At 56.3% G+C, this 18,795-nt stretch carries 16 protein-coding genes; 11 read left to right on the forward strand and 5 right to left on the reverse strand.

Translation table 11 applies throughout. From position 1 onward, the window contains the following. The first annotated feature begins 13 nt into the window (after window positions 1-13). From cheR to cheZ, 4 genes are read left to right on the forward strand one after another with little or no spacing between them, the layout of a single operon-like run. Window positions 14-880, forward strand: a complete 867-nt coding sequence (gene cheR, locus KK102_RS11460; protein ID WP_216357621.1) for a protein-glutamate O-methyltransferase CheR — start codon at window positions 14-16, stop codon at window positions 878-880. After that, window positions 877-1,926 carry a protein-glutamate methylesterase/protein-glutamine glutaminase gene (locus KK102_RS11465; RefSeq protein ID WP_126545455.1) on the forward strand — a complete coding sequence of 350 codons (1,050 nt, stop codon included), beginning with the start codon at window positions 877-879 and terminating at the stop codon, window positions 1,924-1,926. The genes cheR and KK102_RS11465 overlap by 4 nt, the downstream gene beginning before the upstream one ends. 16 nt (window positions 1,927-1,942) lie before the next feature. After that, entirely contained in the window at window positions 1,943-2,332 is a 390-nt protein-coding gene (gene cheY / locus KK102_RS11470) for a chemotaxis response regulator CheY (RefSeq protein ID WP_010432528.1), read from the forward strand. Between the two features lie 10 nt (window positions 2,333-2,342). After that, complete coding sequence (gene cheZ / locus KK102_RS11475; RefSeq protein WP_216357622.1) at window positions 2,343-2,987, forward strand: protein phosphatase CheZ; 645 nt, start codon at window positions 2,343-2,345, stop codon at window positions 2,985-2,987. A gap of 47 nt (window positions 2,988-3,034) precedes the next feature. Here cheZ and KK102_RS11480 read toward each other — a convergent pair whose 3' ends face one another. From KK102_RS11480 to KK102_RS11495, 4 genes are all read right to left on the reverse strand, one after another. Continuing rightward, window positions 3,035-4,198 (reverse strand): fimbrial protein, encoded by a 1,164-nt coding sequence (locus KK102_RS11480; protein ID WP_216357623.1) that lies wholly within the window; start codon window positions 4,196-4,198, stop codon window positions 3,035-3,037. Next, window positions 4,188-6,743: a fimbria/pilus outer membrane usher protein gene (locus KK102_RS11485; RefSeq protein ID WP_216357624.1), complete on the reverse strand. Its 2,556-nt coding sequence runs from the start codon at window positions 6,741-6,743 to the stop codon at window positions 4,188-4,190. Before KK102_RS11485 ends, KK102_RS11480 begins: the two co-directional genes overlap by 11 nt. Window positions 6,744-6,752: 9 nt before the next feature. After that, window positions 6,753-7,445, reverse strand: a complete 693-nt coding sequence (locus KK102_RS11490; RefSeq protein ID WP_216357625.1) for a fimbrial biogenesis chaperone — start codon at window positions 7,443-7,445, stop codon at window positions 6,753-6,755. Window positions 7,446-7,583: 138 nt separating this feature from the next. Beyond that, on the reverse strand, window positions 7,584-8,159 hold the full coding sequence (locus KK102_RS11495; RefSeq protein ID WP_126545451.1) for a fimbrial protein: 576 nt from the start codon (window positions 8,157-8,159) through the stop codon (window positions 7,584-7,586). A gap of 506 nt (window positions 8,160-8,665) precedes the next feature. Between KK102_RS11495 and flhB the strand changes: the two genes are divergently transcribed. From flhB to bglB, 5 genes are all read left to right on the forward strand, one after another. Further along, window positions 8,666-9,814, forward strand: coding sequence for a flagellar biosynthesis protein FlhB (gene flhB / locus KK102_RS11500; protein WP_126545450.1), 1,149 nt, complete (start codon window positions 8,666-8,668; stop codon window positions 9,812-9,814). Then, a complete protein-coding gene (flhA, locus tag KK102_RS11505; RefSeq protein WP_089598182.1) occupies window positions 9,807-11,885 on the forward strand; it encodes a flagellar biosynthesis protein FlhA in 2,079 nt (692 codons plus the stop codon). The genes flhB and flhA overlap by 8 nt, the downstream gene beginning before the upstream one ends. After that, a complete protein-coding gene (gene flhE, locus KK102_RS11510; RefSeq protein ID WP_120157986.1) occupies window positions 11,885-12,277 on the forward strand; it encodes a flagellar protein FlhE in 393 nt (130 codons plus the stop codon). The genes flhA and flhE overlap by 1 nt, the downstream gene beginning before the upstream one ends. A 261-nt stretch (window positions 12,278-12,538) precedes the next feature. Further along, the gene (locus KK102_RS11515) at window positions 12,539-14,122 is read left to right on the forward strand and encodes an MFS transporter (protein WP_126545448.1); all 1,584 of its coding nucleotides are present in this window, start codon (window positions 12,539-12,541) and stop codon (window positions 14,120-14,122) included. 4 nt (window positions 14,123-14,126) lie between these two features. Next, a complete protein-coding gene (bglB, locus tag KK102_RS11520) occupies window positions 14,127-15,266 on the forward strand; it encodes a beta-galactosidase BglB (protein WP_216357683.1) in 1,140 nt (379 codons plus the stop codon). Window positions 15,267-15,341: 75 nt separating this feature from the next. Here the strand turns inward: bglB and argS are convergent, their stop codons facing one another. After that, a complete protein-coding gene (gene argS / locus KK102_RS11525) occupies window positions 15,342-17,075 on the reverse strand; it encodes an arginine--tRNA ligase (protein ID WP_126545447.1) in 1,734 nt (577 codons plus the stop codon). 239 nt (window positions 17,076-17,314) lie between these two features. Here argS and KK102_RS11530 point away from each other — a divergent pair, with 239 nt between their 5' ends. Both KK102_RS11530 and cutC read left to right on the forward strand, forming a co-directional pair. Further along, window positions 17,315-17,875: a VOC family protein gene (locus KK102_RS11530; protein WP_126545446.1), complete on the forward strand. Its 561-nt coding sequence runs from the start codon at window positions 17,315-17,317 to the stop codon at window positions 17,873-17,875. A gap of 78 nt (window positions 17,876-17,953) precedes the next feature. Next, the gene (gene cutC, locus KK102_RS11535) at window positions 17,954-18,697 is read left to right on the forward strand and encodes a copper homeostasis protein CutC (RefSeq protein ID WP_216357684.1); all 744 of its coding nucleotides are present in this window, start codon (window positions 17,954-17,956) and stop codon (window positions 18,695-18,697) included. The last annotated feature ends 98 nt before the right edge of the window (window positions 18,698-18,795 follow it).

Consider the following 18,795-nt stretch of genomic DNA (forward strand, 5'->3'; position numbering starts at 1 on the left):
TTAAGAAGGCGCTATGACATCACCCACGCCCTCAGGGCAAACGTCATTATTGTTACAGATGACACAGCGCCTCGCGCTGTCCGACGCGCATTTTCGTCGGATATGTCAGTTAATCTACCAGCGTGCGGGGATCGTGCTTGCGGATCATAAGCGCGACATGGTCTACAACCGTCTGGTGCGGCGCTTGCGCACGCTGGGGCTGGATGATTTTGGCCGCTATCTGAGCATGCTCGAGGCGAACCAGAACAGCGCGGAGTGGCAGGCTTTTATTAACTCGCTAACCACCAACCTGACGGCGTTTTTCCGTGAAGCCCACCACTTCCCGGTCCTGGCCGAGCACTCACGCCGTCGCAGCGGCGAGTATCGCGTCTGGAGTGCGGCCGCCTCGACGGGGGAAGAGCCGTATTCGCTGGCGATCACCCTGGCTGACACGCTGGGCATGGCGCCCGGACGCTGGAAAGTCTACGCCAGCGATATCGACACCGAGGTGCTGGAGAAGGCGCGCAATGGCGTTTATCGCCAGGATGAACTAAAAACGCTGTCGCCGCAGCAGCTGCAGCGTTACTTCATGCGCGGCACCGGCCCGCATGAAGGCCTGGTACGCGTACGCCAGGAGCTGGCGAACTGCGTCGAATTCGCGCCCGTTAACCTGCTGGACAAGCAGTACAACGTGCCGGGTCCGTTCGACGCCATTTTTTGCCGTAACGTCATGATCTATTTTGATAAAACGACGCAGCAGGACATTTTGCGTCGCTTTGTTCCGTTGCTCAAGCCTGACGGTTTACTGTTTGCCGGGCACTCGGAAAACTTCAGCAACCTCGTGCGTGAGTTTAGCCTGCGTGGGCAAACGGTATATGCGCTGAGTAAGGAAAAAGCATGAGTAAAATCAGGGTATTGTCTGTCGATGATTCAGCGCTGATGCGCCAGATCATGACTGAAATCATCAATAGCCACAGCGATATGGAGATGGTGGCGACCGCCCCCGATCCTCTGGTAGCGCGGGATTTAATTAAAAAATATAACCCCGACGTGCTGACGCTGGATGTCGAAATGCCGCGCATGGATGGCATCGATTTCCTTGAAAAATTAATGCGCCTGCGCCCGATGCCGGTGGTGATGGTCTCCTCCCTGACCGGGAAGGGTTCGGAAATTACCCTGCGCGCGCTCGAGCTGGGGGCGGTGGACTTTGTTACCAAGCCGCAGCTCGGCATCCGCGAAGGGATGCTGGCCTACAGCGAGATGATTGCCGAGAAGATCCGCACCGCGTCGCGGGCGAAGCTTGCGGCGCACAAACCGATGTCGGCACCGACGGCACTGAAGGCCGGTCCGTTACTCAGCTCGGAAAAACTGCTGGTGATTGGGGCGTCAACCGGAGGAACAGAGGCAATTCGTCATGTACTCCAGCCATTGCCGCTTTCAAGTCCGGGTATTCTGATCACGCAGCATATGCCGCCGGGATTTACCCGCTCGTTCGCCGAACGTCTGAACAAGCTGTGTCAGATCAGCGTGAAAGAGGCCGAAGACGGCGAGCGCGTCCTGCCGGGACATGCGTACATCGCGCCGGGCGATAAGCATATGGAGCTGTCGCGCAGCGGCGCGAATTATCAAATCAAAATTCATGACGGACCGCCGGTTAACCGGCACCGTCCGTCGGTGGATGTGCTGTTTCATTCGGTGGCGAAACATGCGGGGCGCAACGCCGTAGGGGTGATCCTGACGGGGATGGGCAACGACGGTGCCGCCGGAATGCTTGCGATGCACCAGGCTGGCGCCTGGACGATTGCGCAGAATGAAGCAAGTTGTGTGGTGTTCGGCATGCCGCGCGAGGCCATCAATATGGGTGGCGTGAGCGAAGTGGTCGATCTTAGCCAGGTAAGCCAGCAGATGCTGGCGAAAATCAGTGCCGGACAGGCAATACGTATTTAAAGAGGAGTGTAGTTTTATGGCGGACAAAGAGCTCAGATTTTTGGTTGTGGATGACTTTTCCACCATGCGTCGCATCGTGCGTAACCTGCTGAAAGAGCTGGGCTTCAACAACGTTGAAGAAGCAGAAGACGGCGTTGATGCGCTGAACAAACTGCAGGCGGGTGGCTTTGGTTTTGTGATTTCCGACTGGAACATGCCGAACATGGATGGTCTGGAACTGTTGAAAACCATTCGTGCGGATGCCGGTATGGCGTCACTGCCGGTGCTGATGGTGACTGCAGAAGCGAAAAAAGAGAACATCATTGCAGCAGCCCAGGCGGGCGCAAGCGGCTACGTGGTGAAGCCATTCACTGCGGCAACCCTGGAAGAGAAGCTCGGCAAGATCTTCGAGAAACTCGGCATGTGAGGTGATGGATATGTTGCAACCTGCTATGAAACCCGCTGAAGAACATTCACCGAGCGACATTATCGCCCGCATTGGTAGCCTGACGCGCATGCTGCGCGACAGCCTGCGTGAACTGGGACTGGATCAGGCTATCGCCGAAGCGGCAGAAGCGATTCCTGATGCGCGCGACCGTCTGGACTACGTTGTGCAGATGACCGCGCAGGCCGCTGAGCGCGCCCTGAACAGCGTTGAAGCGTCACAGCCGCACCAGGACGCGATGGAGAAGGGTGCGAAAGCGCTGACCCAGCGCTGGGATGAGTGGTTTGAAAACCCTATCGAGCTGGCTGACGCGCGCGAGCTGGTGACCGATACCCGCCAGTTCCTGGGCGATGTGCCGGGCCACACCAGTTTCACCAACGCACAGCTGCTGGACATCATGATGGCGCAGGATTTCCAGGACCTCACCGGTCAGGTTATCAAGCGCATGATGGATGTGATTCAGGAGATTGAACGTCAGCTGCTGATGGTGCTGCTGGAGAACATCCCGGAACCGGCTGCCCGTCCGAAACGCGAGAACGAAAGCCTGCTCAATGGCCCGCAGCTCGACGCCACCAAAGCGGGCGTCGTGGCAAGCCAGGACCAGGTCGACGACCTGCTGGACAGCCTTGGCTTCTGATTGAACGGATAACCCTCAGGTGCAGTTCCAGCCTGAGGGTTATTCCGCTAGCGCAGATCCATCTTCACCGTCACGTTACCCTCAAAGCGGCCCGGTTCAGGCGCGGCATTTGTGGTGCTGACTGGCACCGCCTGAATGTTGACCACGCCGTTTCCCTGCTCGTCCATCGTCACCGGGAACTCATAGGTGCCATCCAGCGCGACGTTCTGGCTATTTTCATCGTACACCCGCACGCCGAGATCGTCTCTCTCCAGAAGCTTCGCAATGTATGGTGTACTGCTATCCGCCACACCCTGGTCTGCCGTAAGCGTGAGCTTTATCCGGTCCGTATTCCCGACAGCGTTATCATCACAGTGGTAGGCAATATCGACATTTTTGAGGGCATAGCCTTTCGGGGGCTGCCCCTTGCTGACGAATTGCTTGCTGACAATGCTGCCAAATTCAACCTCAATGGTGCTGCCCGCGTTGATGGTGCAGCTTAGCGGCGCCGATAGTGTGCCGCTAAACCAGATATCTGAGACCTGTTCCGCCTCTCCTGCATCACAGTTTGCTCCTGCCGTATAGAGGCAGGCATAGTTCTGTACAATGATTGTCGGCTGGATCACCTCTTCCCCAAGGATAGGTTTTTTAATGTGAAGCATCACGGCAACGACATTCCAGCGGAATTTCCGCTTTGTCGCAGCAGAGCCGGTGGGGCGGGTATCGTCACTGCAGACGCTGGCGTCTCCCTCCGTTTTGGCGGTCGAGCTTTCCATAACACTGTTCATATTACCCCGGGAAGTTGGATATTCATTAACAGGCACCGGGGTCAAAGAGTTTCCGTCTGGGGAATTGATGGCATCGACGTAGCCCGTAACATCGGCATCGATCTTATCGGTCAGATAGCCGTAACCGTTTGTTCCTGGAGGGAGTGGGCTGCCAGCAAATGTTTTTTCATAGAGGGTAGTCGATGAATACAGATTTGCCGGGCAGTTGCAGTTGGCCTCCAGTTCAGCTCCAGCGCCGACAAGATGATCGGGTATATCGTAATCGTGATTGGCAATGTTCTCGCTGGAGGCAAACTCGTGAATGAACGAGATGGTATATGTTTGCGGAGCGCCGAAACAGTTTTTGAGCACCATGCTGGACCCCCAACACGGGCCGGCAGATACCAGACACAGTACAGTCGCTACTGAAACCCCAGCGGCGAGTCTCTTCAGTTTATTTTTCATGTGGTTTTTCCTGCTGACAAAGTGCGCTAACGGATCGAATACCGTTAGGGCTTTCGCCTGGCTGTTCTGCCTGTTGTGAAATGCTGGTTTGACACTGCTGGTCCTTGCCGTTACCCCATTTCACAGTGAGCTGCGCGGTTTCCCCGATGCCCGCAAGATACACGGTGCCCGTATCATCCACGATCCCGCTTAATACAGGTGATGCGCTGGTAGCAATGGCGCCAAACGGGACGTGTTGACCGTTAGGTCGCGTCAGGGTGATTAGCAAGCGATAACCCACGTGAGCATCAAAGTTAGCCATCACAGCAGCGTTGCGAGAGGGAATGACGGTGACAGAAGTATCGCTGCTGTCCACGTTTTCCGGCAGGCTCGAAGTATCAATACGAATAGTGTTTTCCTGGTACGGGGTAAGCGACGGAATGACGGCGTTACCCTGCCAGTCGGTCTGTATGCCTCGCTGGTTCTGGAAGCGGACGCCAGAGGCGTCGTTGGCGCTCACGATGGCAAACTGGCTGCCTAAAGGTTGCGCCAGCGTGACGCCCTGAGGATGGGCAACAATACCGCCGCTAATGCCGTAGTTAAGCTGCTGAGAGTCATCACTGGAAGCGTAATACCCGGCGGTCAGGTTGGCGTATTGCGAACGGTAGCTGCCGTATACGCTGCTGGTATCTTCCCCGTCGTGGTTGGAGTGGCTCTGCTGCAGCGAGTAGCTCAGGCGCTCGTCATCCAGCAGCGTGCCGCTGAAGCCAAGGTTTTGCCGCGTGTAGCCGTCTTTGGTGTTACTGATGTTATAGCTGCTCCAGGCGCGGGGCAGCCATCTGGCGAGAGGAATAGTGAACCCGAAAGAGACCATTCTGTCGGACTTTTCATCGTTGGTTTTGCTGTAGGTATAAGCCAGATGGTAACTCGTCCCGGCAATAACGGTATTCATACCAACCGACAGGCTGCGCTCTTTGTCAGAGGTGCCCCAATAATCCTGCAGATAGCCGTTAAGATAAAGGCTGAGCCCTGCCAGGGTCTGGCTGACGCTGGCCTGAATGCGGTTGCGTTTATTGTAACGAAACAGCAGATCGTCTTCGTGGCCGTCAAGCTTTTGGTTGGCATCGGCAAAACTGTAGTATCCGCGGCTGGAGTATCGGTAGCTGCCAAGGCTGAAGCTGGTATTGGTCGAATCCAGTTTGCCGGTATAAAGCAGACGCCATGACTGGCCCGTATGCTGACTGTCATCGTCGAGCCGGGTATCGGCCAGGGTGACGTCAGCCGACAGCGAGCCCAGTTGCCCCAGCGCCAGACCGACGCCAGCATTGGCGGCGTTATAGTCTTGCGAGAGCGTCAGTCCGCCAAACGCGGTAAGCAGGTTGTTTAAACCGTAAATCATGCTTCCCTGGAGAAAGTCGGGCTCCTTTTGGTCGGTCCCGCTGTCAGACCGGTAACGGCCCGCCGTCACTTCGTACTTCATTCGTCCCGGGCGCAGCATGACCGCGATGCTGGAGTAGGGCTGCGTGAAGTGGTGCTCTGTGCCGTCGGCCTCTTTCACCGTGACGTCCAGATCGCCGCTGTTGGTGGTGGAATAGAGGTCATTGATCTCGAACGCCCCTGGCGCGACATTTTGCTGGTAGATGAGATAGCCATTCTGACGCACCGAGACTTCCGCGTTAGAACTGGCGATGCCGCGTATGACAGGGGCATAGCCGCGCTGGCTGTAGGGCTGCATCTCTTCATCCGACGCAAGATTGACGCCGCGGAACTGTAAGCTATCGAACACCTCGCCCCGCGTGTTGCTCTCTCCGGCGGTGAACTGTGACTTAAGGGCATCGACGTCATGCTGAAGGAAGGTATTGATGGTCTCCCACTGGTTTTCACTGTCCGAATGGCTCCACGTCGAGTAGTTGCGCACTCGCCAGCCGCCCAGATTGGCGCCGGTGCGCACATTCAGATACTGACTGGTGGTGCTGTTGTTCCCGTTGTCCTTATTTGTTGACCCTGAGAACGCATAGTCGCTGAACATGACGGGCACCCCGTCGTCCCAGCGCGAGGGATCGATGTAATCACGACCGGTACCGTTTAACGCGGCCTGAGGAATACTCAGCGCTAATGTCATGGTCGAGAAATCAAGCTGCGCGGACGCCAGGGGAATGTAGCTGCCGAGCGTTTTGGGGAGGGGGTCACTGGCTGGCAGCGTCTGCAACGCGGGATAACGATCGATAGCGATCCCCCAGGCGCGCAGCATGCCCGGCGTAAGCTGCGGTATTAGTGCTCCTTCCGGAGAGCTGACGTAGGTGACAGTGGCGTCCCTCATGCGGCGGTCGTTCACCTGAATTTTTGAAGGCCAGGTGCCGGGAAGCTGAGCGTTCGACTTAGAAAAGAGTGAAAGGTCGATATCCTGTTGGGACAACATATCGCCTTCCAGCGATGAAGGAGAGAAGCGATACTCACGGGCATGTGCCGAGCAGTTGGCCATAAGCAATACGCCGCCAAGGCAGCGCAGAAGCGGATTCAGTCTGGAGATCCGCCCGTATGACAAATAATTACGTCCTGTAATCATTGCGGTCTTTTAATCCTGCGCCAGGGTGGAAGTGTGTTTTTCGGAAGCGTTGCCGTAATCGGTGATGCAGCGCCAGCTGACGCTCGTACCCTGAGCGCCTTTTGGGAGCGGAATGGCAACGCTGGATTTAGGGCCAACCATGTCGGCTTTCTCGACTTTTTGCCCGCCCAGCGCAAGTGAATCAAAGACGCTATGGAACGCCCCGTCGTTGATGACGGTGAGCTGTTGTCCATGACGAACAAAGCGCAGATTTTTACAGGATTCGGAAGGGGTGCCGCTCAGCCCGACCGGGCGCCAGAACAGTTTCAGACGCGTTTTATAGATGAGACGCAGGACGTTTTTGTCTTCCTCATCCGCTGCCGTTGCGGGGACGGTTCGTACGTTCAGATAGAACAGCGATTCTTTATTACCCGGTAAGGCTTTGCCGTTCCAGGTAATGCGTAAGCTTTGCTCTTTTTGCGGATCGAGGCGAAAGAGGGGCGGAGTAACAATAAAAGGCCCGTGCGTTTTACCATCACCCGTGTCCGTCCATGACTGAATAAGCCAGGGACGTTCTCGATCGTTATTTTGTAAGGGCAGGGCAACTTCCTTTTTCGCGGCATCGTAAATTATGCGTGTGCGACCTATCTGAACGCCTGTTGCGTGACAAAGAGAACTCGCAATAACTGGAGTGCATAATAAGAGCTTGAGGGAAATGCGCATGGTGAAACCCTTAATAAAGGAGAGGGAGAAAAATGATAATAGTCCGAACCTGGACCCGGACTACTATCAGAGCATGACTCCTTAAACGTCATGATGTCTGGAGATATATAAATTCTCTGAATGTCAAAAAGATATTTATTAGCGGTAAAGGATATTTACCGTCATATCCGCGTCTGCCGGACCGGGGGTGACCGCGGTAGCAAAGGATTTATAGCGGGCATTAAAATTAGCCAGAATGGTGTCCGACGATTTTGTTGCCAGCTCGATATAAACCTGACCTTCAGCGCCGTCCATGGTGATGAGTTGATCATCTTTACCCGCCGGGCTAACGGCAACGCCAATCCCGGTAGCTGCGGTGTCGCCAGAGGTGGTGATTTTACTGACGTCGAGCAGCGTGTTGGTGTTGGTCAGCGTCGTTGGACCGTTGAAGGTCAGCTGCACGGCCGGGAGACCGTCGCTTTTTAAGGGACAGTTCGCCAGCGTAATGGTGAACGGTATATACGTGGTTTCTTTCCCAACTTCGGTAAACAGTGATGTGGGATAGGTGCCCAGTGGAATAGTGCTGTCCGTGCCATTGTCACCCTGAATTGTGCAGCTTGGTTCAATAATTTCACCCGTGAAGTGAATGGTGCCAGCATTCATTTCTGCAGCAAAACTATTCATCGATACGGCGGCGAACGCCAGGCCCGCAAAAATATGATTTTTTAAGTCCATCTAACGTTTTCCTTAAAGTGTACACTCTATTCGGCATGCCTTTAACCTTCTCGCGAAGTCAAATCATGTCGCGCGAAAGTATAACGTTTAATTTTCTTCAGGTAAGGGTGTGCCAGGAATAATATTATATGGCTTAATGCAATGTAGAGGGTTTACAGAATAATAACAGGTAGAGGTTCAATTACTATTAATTATTGAATTCACATATTTATATCATTCATGCAAAACCAGACGCTCAGAATCGCTGTATATGTTAATTTTTTCCCGGATATATTTTCGCTATTGACGTTTCTTAAAGCTGTGCTTAATTCAATTTGTAATATAAAAATTATCAAAAAAAGCTGGACTTCTTTTTTTTGTCTATCATTTGCGCTTTCCACGCTCGCATGACGGGCGGGGAGTGAGCTTAAACTGGATAAAAAGACCCGGTTATGGGGTTTTTTCAGCCTATTGATGAAAGGCCATGCTGGCATGATACCCATGACGTAATGGGCTGAGCATGCACTGTGGCAGAAGAGAACGACGACAAAACGGAAGCCCCCACACCACACCGACTTGAAAAAGCGCGTGAGGAAGGGCAGATCCCCCGATCCCGAGAATTGACATCCCTGCTGATCCTTATCGTAGGCGTGTGCATTATCTGGCTGGGTGGGGAGTCGCTCGCCCGTAGACTGGCGGGAATGCTCTCTTCTGGGTTACGTTTTGACCACAGCATGGTCAACGATCCCAATCTCATTCTGGGTCAAATCATTATTCTGATTAAAGGCGCAATGATCGCCTTGCTGCCGCTGATTACCGGCGTGGTGCTGGTGGCGATAGTGTCGCCGATCATGCTGGGTGGCCTGGTGTTCAGTGGCAAATCGCTGCAGCCGAAGTTTTCTAAACTCAACCCGTTTCCCGGTATAGCGCGTATGTTTTCGGCCCAGACCGGGGCTGAGCTGGTTAAAGCTATCCTCAAATCGACCCTGATGGGCAGCGCTGCCGGGTTTTACCTGTGGCATAACTGGCCTGATATGATGCGCCTGATCAGCGAATCGCCGCTCAGCGCCATGCGCAACGCCATGAACCTCATCGGGTTTTGCTCGCTGCTGGTGGTGCTGAGCATCATCCCGATGGTGGGCTTCGACGTCATCTTCCAGCTCTATAGCCACTTCAAGAAGCTGCGCATGTCGCGTCAGGATATTCGTGACGAATATAAGCAGATGGAAGGTGACCCGCACGTAAAAGGGCGTATCCGCCAGATGCAGCGTGCGGCTGCTCGTCGACGCATGATGGAAGACGTGCCTAAAGCCGATGTGATCGTCACCAACCCGACCCACTATTCCGTTGCGCTGCAGTATGACGAAAACAAAATGAGCGCGCCAAAAGTGGTGGCAAAGGGGGCCGGGCTTATCGCGCTGCGTATCCGTGAAATCGCGACGGAGAACCGCGTCCCCATTCTTGAAGCGCCTCCGCTGGCGCGCGCCTTATACCGCCATGCGGAAATTGGGCAGCAGATCCCAGGACAACTCTACGCCGCCGTGGCGGAAGTGCTGGCCTGGGTATGGCAATTAAAACGCTGGCGTCTGGCTGGCGGTCAACGACCTGTGAAACCTGAAAACCTTCCGGTGCCTGACGCGCTGGATTTTTTGAACGAGAAGGACACTGATGGCTAATCTGGTGGCAATGTTGCGCCTGCCCGGCAACCTGAAATCGACCCAATGGCAGATCCTTGCCGGGCCGATTCTCATTCTGCTAATTCTGTCGATGATGGTACTGCCGCTCCCGGCATTCATTCTCGATCTGCTTTTCACTTTCAACATTGCGTTGTCCATCATGGTGCTGCTGGTGGCGATGTTCACCCAGCGCACCCTGGAATTTGCGGCGTTCCCGACCATTCTGCTGTTTACCACGCTCCTGAGACTGGCGCTGAACGTGGCGTCTACCCGTATCATTCTGATGGAAGGCCATACCGGTGCGGCAGCAGCGGGTAAAGTGGTGGAGGCGTTCGGCCACTTCCTCGTGGGCGGTAACTTTGCCATCGGTATCGTGGTGTTTGTCATCCTCGTGATCATCAACTTTATGGTTATCACCAAAGGTGCGGGGCGTATCGCGGAAGTCGGCGCGCGCTTCGTGCTGGACGGGATGCCGGGCAAGCAGATGGCGATCGACGCCGACCTGAACGCCGGGCTTATCGCAGAAGATGAAGCGAAAAAGCGCCGCGCGGAGGTGACGCAGGAAGCGGACTTCTACGGTTCGATGGACGGTGCCAGTAAGTTTGTGCGCGGTGACGCCATCGCGGGCATCCTGATCATGGTCATCAACGTGGTTGGGGGGCTGCTGGTCGGCGTCCTTCAGCATGGGATGGACATGGGCCACGCGGCGGAAAGCTATACGCTGCTGACCATCGGTGACGGTCTGGTCGCCCAGATCCCGGCGCTGGTTATCTCGACCGCAGCAGGAGTTATCGTCACCCGCGTGAGTACCGATCAGGACGTGGGTGAGCAGATGGTGGGGCAGCTGTTCAGCAACCCCCGCGTGATGCTGCTGTCGGCGGCGGTGCTGGGCCTGCTCGGTATGGTGCCGGGGATGCCAAACCTGGTGTTCCTGCTGTTCACCGCGGGCCTGCTGGGCCTGGCCTGGTGGATGCGCGGACGTGAAATGAAACCGGCGGCAGAGCCGGCGCCGGTGAAAATGCCGGAGAATACCCAGGCCGTGGAGGCCACCTGGAACGACGTGCAGCTGGAAGATTCTCTGGGGATGGAAGTGGGCTATCGCCTGATCCCGATGGTCGACTTCCAGCAGGATGGCGAACTGCTGGGGCGTATCCGCAGCATCCGTAAAAAATTCGCCCAGGATATGGGCTTCCTGCCGCCGGTTGTCCACATTCGCGACAATATGGACCTGCCGCCCGCGCGCTACCGCATTCTGATGAAGGGGGTCGAAATTGGCAGCGGTGATGCCTATCCTGGCCGCTGGCTGGCGATTAACCCCGGCACCGCCGCGGGCACGCTGCCGGGCGAGCAAACCATCGATCCGGCCTTTGGCCTGGCGGCTATCTGGATTGAGAGCGCCCTGAAAGAGCAGGCGCAGATTCAGGGCTATACCGTTGTTGAAGCCAGTACCGTGGTGGCGACCCACCTCAACCATCTGATTGGCCAGTTCTCCGCCGAGCTGTTTGGGCGTCAGGAAGCCCAGCAGCTGCTGGACCGCGTCACGCAGGAGATGCCGAAGCTGACGGAGGATCTGGTCCCGGGCGTGCTGACGTTGACCACGCTGCACAAGGTGCTGCAGAACCTGCTCGACGAGAAGGTGCCGATCCGCGATATGCGCACCATCCTGGAAACCCTGGCCGAGCATGCGCCGCTGCAAAGCGATCCGCACGAGCTGACGGCGGTGGTACGCGTGGCGCTGGGTCGTGCTATCACCCAGCAGTGGTTCCCTGGCACCGGAGAAGTGCAGGTGATTGGCCTCGATACGCCCCTTGAGCGTCTGCTGCTGCAGGCGCTGCAGGGCGGTGGTGGCCTTGAGCCGGGTCTGGCCGACCGCTTGCTGGCGCAGACGCAGGAGGCGCTGGCGCGTCAGGAGATGCTGGGTGCGCCGCCGGTTCTGCTGGTGAATCACGCGCTGCGCCCGCTGCTTTCTCGCTTCCTGCGCCGTAGCCTGAACCAGCTGGTGGTGCTGTCGAATATGGAGCTGTCGGACAATCGCCACATTCGTATGACGGCGACCATTGGAGGAAAATAATGCGGAAGTGGCTATGGGTACTCTTTTTCCCGCTGGCGGCGCAGGCCGCAGGTGAGGGGACATGGCAGGCCAGCAGCATGGGCGTTACTCTCAGCAATCGCGGGGTGGCAATGTCTTCGCGTCCTCTGTCGCCGCCGGAACCGGCTTCTGGCCTGATGACGCTGGTGGTCTGGAACTATACGTTGATTGGCCCGACGCCCGCCGGGCTGCGGGTGCGTCTCTGCTCCCAGACGCGCTGTACCGAAATAGACGGTGAAAGCGGAACGACCCAGGCGTTCAACGGTGTGCCCGCCGTCGAACCTTTACGTTTTATCTGGGAGGTGCCCGGTGGCGGTCGCCTGATCCCGGCGCTGAAGGTTCAGCGCAATTCCGTCATCGTCAACTACCGTTAACTGCCTGCCTTTTCGCCAGCCTTCAGGCAAATCTGATGGCTGGCTCGCAAAATTGACCTCACCTTTTGATGCAATAGAAACACTGTTTTATAAATCAGTGACACGCGTGACGACACTCTTTGCATTTTTGCCATTCACCCCTGTGCGATGGCAGAAACAGAAAGGTATCAACAGGTCGATACTTTTACTGTAGCCGTGTAAAAACTCCCGGACGAGGTTTGCTTACAGGGAGTCTCCCAAAACTGATTAGGGTTGACGGCAATGAAAACACGTAAAATTGGACTCGCAAATTATCTTGCTTACGGGTCAGGCGATTTCCTCGGGGCGGGTACCACCGCGCTGACGGCGGCCTGGCTTTTGTATTTTTATACCACCTTCTGCGGACTCACGCCGATTGAAGCAACGTTCATCTTTGCCGCCGCAAGGGTGCTGGATGCCGTAGTCAGCCCGCTGATGGGCTTTTTGACCGATAACTTTGGTACGACCTGGCTCGGTAAGCGCTTTGGCCGTCGTAAGTTCTTTATCCTGCTGGGTATTCCGTGCGTGTTCAGCTACTCGCTGATGTGGGTGGGGGACATGAGCTTCTGGTACTACCTGCTGACCTATCTGGTGTTTGATATTGTCTACACCATGATTCTGGTACCGTACGAAACGCTGGTGCCGGAAATGACCGACGACTTTAAGCAGAAAACCAAGTTCTCCGGAGCGCGTATCTCTATGGCGCAGATGTCCGCCATTCTGGCCTCCTTCCTGCCGGGGATCCTGCTGACCCACTTCGGGAAAGACAACGCGGTTTCCTTCTTCTACGCGAGCCTGGTTTTCTCCGTGCTCTGCGCGCTGATGCTGACCTTCGTTTGGTTCTTTACCTGGGAGCGCCCGCGTGAGGAGTGGTCTGAAGCGGCGCTGCGTGCCGAAGAGGAGAAGAAGAAGCTGACGCTGGGCCAGAGCCTGAACCGCCTGTTTGTCGAGTTAAGCTCGACGCTGCGTATCAAGATTTTCCGCCAGCATCTGGGCATGTACCTCGGTGGATACATCGCGCAGGACGTCTTTAACGCGGTGTTCACTTACTACGTGGTGTTCGTACTGATGCAGGAAGCCTCTATGGCGTCCAACCTGCTGGGCACGATGGCCATCTTCCAGTTCCTCGCCGTGATCGGCATGATCCCGCTGTGCATTCGCTTCGGGCCTGCGCCGTCTTATCGCATGGTGGTGGTGCTGTTTGGTCTGGCTTCGCTCTCTTACGCGGTGCTCTATTACGCGGGCCTGAGCGACGTTTACGCTCTGCTGTTGCTGATCTCTGCGGTGGCGGGCCTCGGTCGCGGCGGTATCAACTACGTTCCGTGGAACACCTACACCTACATTGCTGACGTGGACGAAGTGATCACCGGCCAGCGCCGCGAGGGGATCTTCGCGGGCATCATGACCCTGACCCGTAAGGCATCCCAGGCCGGTGCGGTGATGCTGGTGGGGATCGTGATGCAGATGTCCGGCTTTGTCAGCGGTCAGAAAGTGCAGCCTGCGGAAGTGAGCCACACCATTCTGATGATCCTGAGCGTGGGCACCATTCTGGTGCTGTTCTGCGGCTTCCTCGTTTCCCTGCGCTTCAAGCTCAATTTGCAGACCCACAGCACGCTGCGCGAAGAGACCGCCAAAATGCGCGAGTCCGGCCGGGCGATGCCAGAATCCGCTACGCCGCAGGCCCGCGAGACCGTGGAAATGCTGGCCGGCATGCCCTATGAGTCACTGTGGGGCAACAACAACATTGGTTATCTGAATCGTAATAAACCGGCGGCACCTTCGCTGAAGGATCGCGCGGTACTGAATTCGACATACAACAGAGGTTAAGATGATGAGAGTTTGGCCTGTCAAACATAGCCCGTTACTGCGTCAGCCCGAGCGCTTTATCGCCCGGGACGAGCTGAAGTCGCTGATTCAAAAGGTGACGAATAACCTGGTCAATATTCACGACAAAACGGGGCAATTTTTGCTGCGGCTGGACGACGGGCGCGTAATCGACACCAAAGGCTGGGCCGGATGGGAATGGACGCACGGCGTCGGCCTGTATGGGATCTGGCAGTACTACTGCCAGACCGGCGACGACCTTATGCGCGAGATTATCGACGGCTGGTTTGCCGACCGTTTTGCGGAAGGCGCAACCACCAAAAACGTGAATACCATGTCGCCGTTCCTGACGCTGGCCTATCGCTACGAAGAGACGAAAAACCCGGCCTGGCTGCCGTGGCTGGAAAGCTGGGCGGAATGGGCGATGAATGAGATGCCGCGTACCGAACACGGCGGCATGCAGCACATCACCCTCGCGGAAGAGAACCATCAGCAGATGTGGGACGACACGCTGATGATGACGGTTTTGCCGCTGGCGAAAATCGGCAAGCTGCTCAATAAGCCGGAGTACGTTGAAGAGGCGGTCTATCAGTTCCTGCTGCACGTGCAAAACCTGATGGATCGGGAGACCGGCCTGTGGTTCCACGGCTGGAGCTACGACGGCAACCATAACTTCGCCAATGCCCGCTGGGCGCGTGGCAACAGCTGGCTCACTATCGTGATCCCCGACTTCCTCGAGCTGGTGGATCTGCCGGAAAACAACGCCGTGCGCCGCTATCTGGTGCAGGTGCTGAACGCGCAGGTTGCGGCGCTGGCGAAATGTCAGGATGAGAGTGGGCTGTGGCATACGCTGCTCGACGATTCGAATTCGTATCTTGAAGCATCGGCTACCGCCGGGTTTGCTTACGGCATTCTGAAGGCGGTGCGCAAGCGCTATGTTGGGCCAGAATATGCCGAGGTGGCTGAGAAAGCGATTCGCGGTATCGTGAAAAATATCTCGCCGGAAGGGGAACTGCTGCAAACGTCGTTCGGTACGGGGATGGGCAGCGATCTGGAGTTTTACCGCCAGATCCCGCTGACGTCGATGCCGTACGGCCAGGCGATGGCGATACTGTGTCTGACGGAGTATTTGCGGAAATACTTCTGAACCTGTGGATATCCCCGGTGGCGCTGCGCTTACCGGGGCTACAAAACAAAACCCGGCTTGCGCCGGGTTTTGTTTTTACATACGTTCTACGGTTTCGATACCCAGGGTATCCAGACCCAGCTTCAGGGTCTTCGCCGTCAGCTGCGCCAGCTTCAGGCGGCTGTTGCGAACCGCTTCGCTTTCTGCGGACAGGATAGGGCAGTGCTCGTAGAAGCCGGAGAACAGACCCGCCAGATCGTACAGGTAAGCACACATCACGTGCGGCGTACCGTCGCGCGCCACAACCGTCAGCGTCTCTTCAAACTGCAGCAGACGTGCTGCCAGCTGCGCTTCGCGATCTTCGGTAATATTCACCGTGGCGTTCGCCAGCACGCTTTCGTCGATATTGGCTTTACGGAAGACGGAGAGCACGCGGGTGTAGGCATACTGCATGTACGGTGCTGTGTTACCCTCAAACGCCAGCATGTTATCCCAGTCGAAGATATAGTCTGTGGTACGGTTCTTGGACAGGTCCGCGTATTTCACCGCGCCGATACCGACGGCGTTCGCCAGTTTTTCCAGCTCGTCAGCAGGCATGTCCGGGTTCTTCTCGGCCACCAGGCGACGGGCGCGTTCCAGCGCTTCGTCCAGCAGGTCAGAAAGCTTCACGGTGCCGCCCGCGCGGGTTTTGAACGGCTTGCCGTCTTTACCCAGCATCATGCCGAACATGTGGTGTTCCAGCGGTACGGAATCCGGCACGTAGCCCGCTTTACGCACGATAGTCCATGCCTGCATCAGGTGCTGGTGCTGGCGGGAGTCGATGTAATAGAGCACGCGGTCAGCATGCAGGGTTTCGTAGCGGTATTTCGCACAGGCGATATCGGTGGTGGTGTAGAGATAGCCGCCATCCTTTTTCTGGATGATGACGCCCATCGGTTCGCCTTCCTTGTTTTTGTACTCATCAAGAAACACCACCGTTGCCCCTTCGCTCTCTACCGCCAGACCTTTGGCTTTCAGGTCTGCCACAATGCCGGGCAGCATTGGGTTGTAGAGGCTTTCACCCATCACGTCGTCGCGGGTCAGGGTGACGTTCAGGCGGTTATAGGTCAGCTGGTTCTGGGACATGGTGATGTCAACCAGCTTGCGCCACATCTCCAGGAAGTATTGATCCCCTCCCTGCAGTTTCACCACGTAGCTGCGCGCGCGCTCGGCGAAGGCTTCGTCTTCGTCGTAGTGCTTTTTCGCTTCGCGGTAGAAGCCTTCCAGGTCCGCCAGCGCCATCTCGCCTGCGTTTTCCTGCTGCTGTTTTTCCAGGTACGCAATCAGCATGCCGAACTGGGTTCCCCAGTCGCCCACGTGGTTCGCGCGGATCACTTTATGGCCGAGGAATTCGTTGGTACGCACGGAGGCGTCACCGATAATGGTGGAGCGCAGGTGGCCGACGTGCATCTCTTTTGCCACGTTTGGCGCGGAGTAGTCGATCACGACGGTCTGCGCCTTCGGCTGGGAAACGCCCAGACGGTCTGATTTCAGCGCTGCGTCAACGTGGCTTGCCAGGAACGCAGGCTCCAGGAAGATGTTGATAAAGCCCGGACCGGCGATTTCAGCCTTGCTGGCAATCCCGGTGAGATCCAGATGCGTCAGTACCTGCTCAGCGAGCTGTCGCGGCGGCATGCCCAGTTTTTTAGCCACTGCCATCACGCCATTAGCCTGATAGTCGCCAAACTGTACTTTTGCTGACTGACGAACCTGCGGTTCGCAATCCGCAGGCGCACCTGCGGCAATCAGTGCCTGACTGACTTTTTCGGAGAGAAGAGCCTGAATATTCACCTGGATACCTTACGTTTTTGGTGCGGGGGAACAACGACCCGCGCCCGTTAAAGAATTTAGGGCGGGAGTATACTGCAAATGCCCTCTGGCGTCAGCATTGCGCGGGCTGAAGATAGTACAGAATCCAGGCTAAGAAGGTGTGCATAATCATGCAGTCGTAAAAACCACGATTCTGCGGTTGGTCGAAAGAGGGGAACAGAGTAAATTAGCGGCTTTGCGACATGATAAGAGACTGACGTATGGCGAACTGGCAAACCATTGACGAACTGCATGATATTTCCGCAGATTTACCGCGCTTCACTCAGGCGTTCACAGAACTTGCCACCCGCCTGGGTCTGGATATCGCACCGCTTGAGGCCGATCACATCTCTCTGCGCTGTCATCAGAATGCGACAGCCGAGCGCTGGCGTCGCGGTTTCGAGCTGTGCGGTGAACTGCTGTCTGAGAATATCATTAACGGTCGCCCAATCTGCCTGTTCAAGCTGCACGAGCCGGTGCGTGTCGCGCACTGGCAATTCACCGTGGTTGAACTGCCGTGGCCGGGTGAGAAACGCTATCCGCATGAAGGCTGGGAGCACATCGAAATTGTTTTGCCGGGCGAGCCTGAAACGCTGAATGCGCGCGCGCTGGCGCTGTTATCCGACGAGGGATTAAGCCAGCCGGGTATCTATGTGAAAACGAGTTCACCGAAAGGTGAGCGCGAGCGTTTACCCAATCCAACGCTTGCCGTCACTGACGGACAGGTCACGGTGAAGTTTCATCCGTGGACGATCGAACAGATCGTTGCCAGTGAAGCGTAAGAGTTGTGAGTTCACGCCGGGACCGAAAAAGAACGGCGTGACATGATGGCACGTTGAGTGGAAATTAAGGAGGATGAAATGGCGCTGCTGGAGATTTGTTGTTACAGCGTGGAGTGTGCCGTGACCGCGCAGGAGCGGGGTGCGGATCGCATTGAACTGTGCGCGGCACCGAAAGAGGGCGGGCTGACGCCCTCCTGCGGCGTGTTGAAGTCTGCCCGTCAGGCCGTCACGATTCCCGTTCACCCGATTATTCGTCCGCGCGGCGGTGATTTTTGTTACACGGCGGGCGAGTTCAGTGCCATGCTTGATGATATCGCGCTCGTTCGGGAACTGGGGTTCCCGGGGCTGGTTACCGGTCTGCTGGATGAAGACGGCAATATTGACATACCGCGCATGCGTCAGGTCATGAGCGCCGCGCAGGGGCTTGCCATCACTTTTCATCGTGCATTTGATATGTGTAAAGATCCGCTTCAGGCCTTTGAAACGCTTGGAGAACTTGGCGTGGCGCGCATTCTGACATCGGGTCAGCAGTCGTCAGCTGAAAAAGGACTGCAATTAATTACGGAACTAAAAGCACATTCCGGTGTTCCAATAATCATGGCGGGCGCAGGAGTACGCGCCAGCAATCTGGAACTGTTTTTAGACGCAGGGGTAGAAGAGCTTCACAGCTCGGCAGGTCAATGGATACCGTCACCCATGCGTTATCGCAATACAGGGTTGTCTATGTCGACGGATGCTGAAGCGGATGAGTACTCACGCTACGGTGTAGATGGAGAGTCGGTTGCGGTAATGAAATCGTTGATTGAACGTCATCACGTGTAGCAACGTACCGATTTTTACCGCGCATCATGTCGCCCAATATGATGCTTGCTTGTACCAGGCCCCTGCAATTTCAACAGGGGCCTTTTTTTATCCCCCTC

This window comes from Enterobacter quasimori (genome assembly GCF_018597345.1).
Taxonomy (GTDB): Bacteria; Pseudomonadota; Gammaproteobacteria; order Enterobacterales; family Enterobacteriaceae; genus Enterobacter; species Enterobacter mori.

Excerpts from the sequence above, each read along its gene's own strand:
- KK102_RS11485 (WP_216357624.1), bottom strand. The coding sequence starts at position 6,743 with ATGATTACAGGACGTAATTATTTGTCATACGGGCGGATCTCCAGACTG.
- KK102_RS11530 (WP_126545446.1), top strand. The coding sequence starts at position 17,315 with ATGGCGAACTGGCAAACCATTGACGAACTGCATGATATTTCCGCAGAT.
- cutC (WP_216357684.1), top strand. The coding sequence starts at position 17,954 with ATGGCGCTGCTGGAGATTTGTTGTTACAGCGTGGAGTGTGCCGTGACC.
- KK102_RS11480 (WP_216357623.1), bottom strand. The coding sequence starts at position 4,198 with ATGAAAAATAAACTGAAGAGACTCGCCGCTGGGGTTTCAGTAGCGACT.
- KK102_RS11495 (WP_126545451.1), bottom strand. The coding sequence starts at position 8,159 with ATGGACTTAAAAAATCATATTTTTGCGGGCCTGGCGTTCGCCGCCGTA.
- KK102_RS11490 (WP_216357625.1), bottom strand. The coding sequence starts at position 7,445 with ATGCGCATTTCCCTCAAGCTCTTATTATGCACTCCAGTTATTGCGAGT.
- cheZ (WP_216357622.1), top strand. The coding sequence starts at position 2,343 with ATGTTGCAACCTGCTATGAAACCCGCTGAAGAACATTCACCGAGCGAC.
- KK102_RS11515 (WP_126545448.1), top strand. The coding sequence starts at position 12,539 with ATGAAAACACGTAAAATTGGACTCGCAAATTATCTTGCTTACGGGTCA.
- KK102_RS11465 (WP_126545455.1), top strand. The coding sequence starts at position 877 with ATGAGTAAAATCAGGGTATTGTCTGTCGATGATTCAGCGCTGATGCGC.
- flhE (WP_120157986.1), top strand. The coding sequence starts at position 11,885 with ATGCGGAAGTGGCTATGGGTACTCTTTTTCCCGCTGGCGGCGCAGGCC.
- cheY (WP_010432528.1), top strand. The coding sequence starts at position 1,943 with ATGGCGGACAAAGAGCTCAGATTTTTGGTTGTGGATGACTTTTCCACC.
- cheR (WP_216357621.1), top strand. The coding sequence starts at position 14 with ATGACATCACCCACGCCCTCAGGGCAAACGTCATTATTGTTACAGATG.
- flhA (WP_089598182.1), top strand. The coding sequence starts at position 9,807 with ATGGCTAATCTGGTGGCAATGTTGCGCCTGCCCGGCAACCTGAAATCG.
- bglB (WP_216357683.1), top strand. The coding sequence starts at position 14,127 with ATGAGAGTTTGGCCTGTCAAACATAGCCCGTTACTGCGTCAGCCCGAG.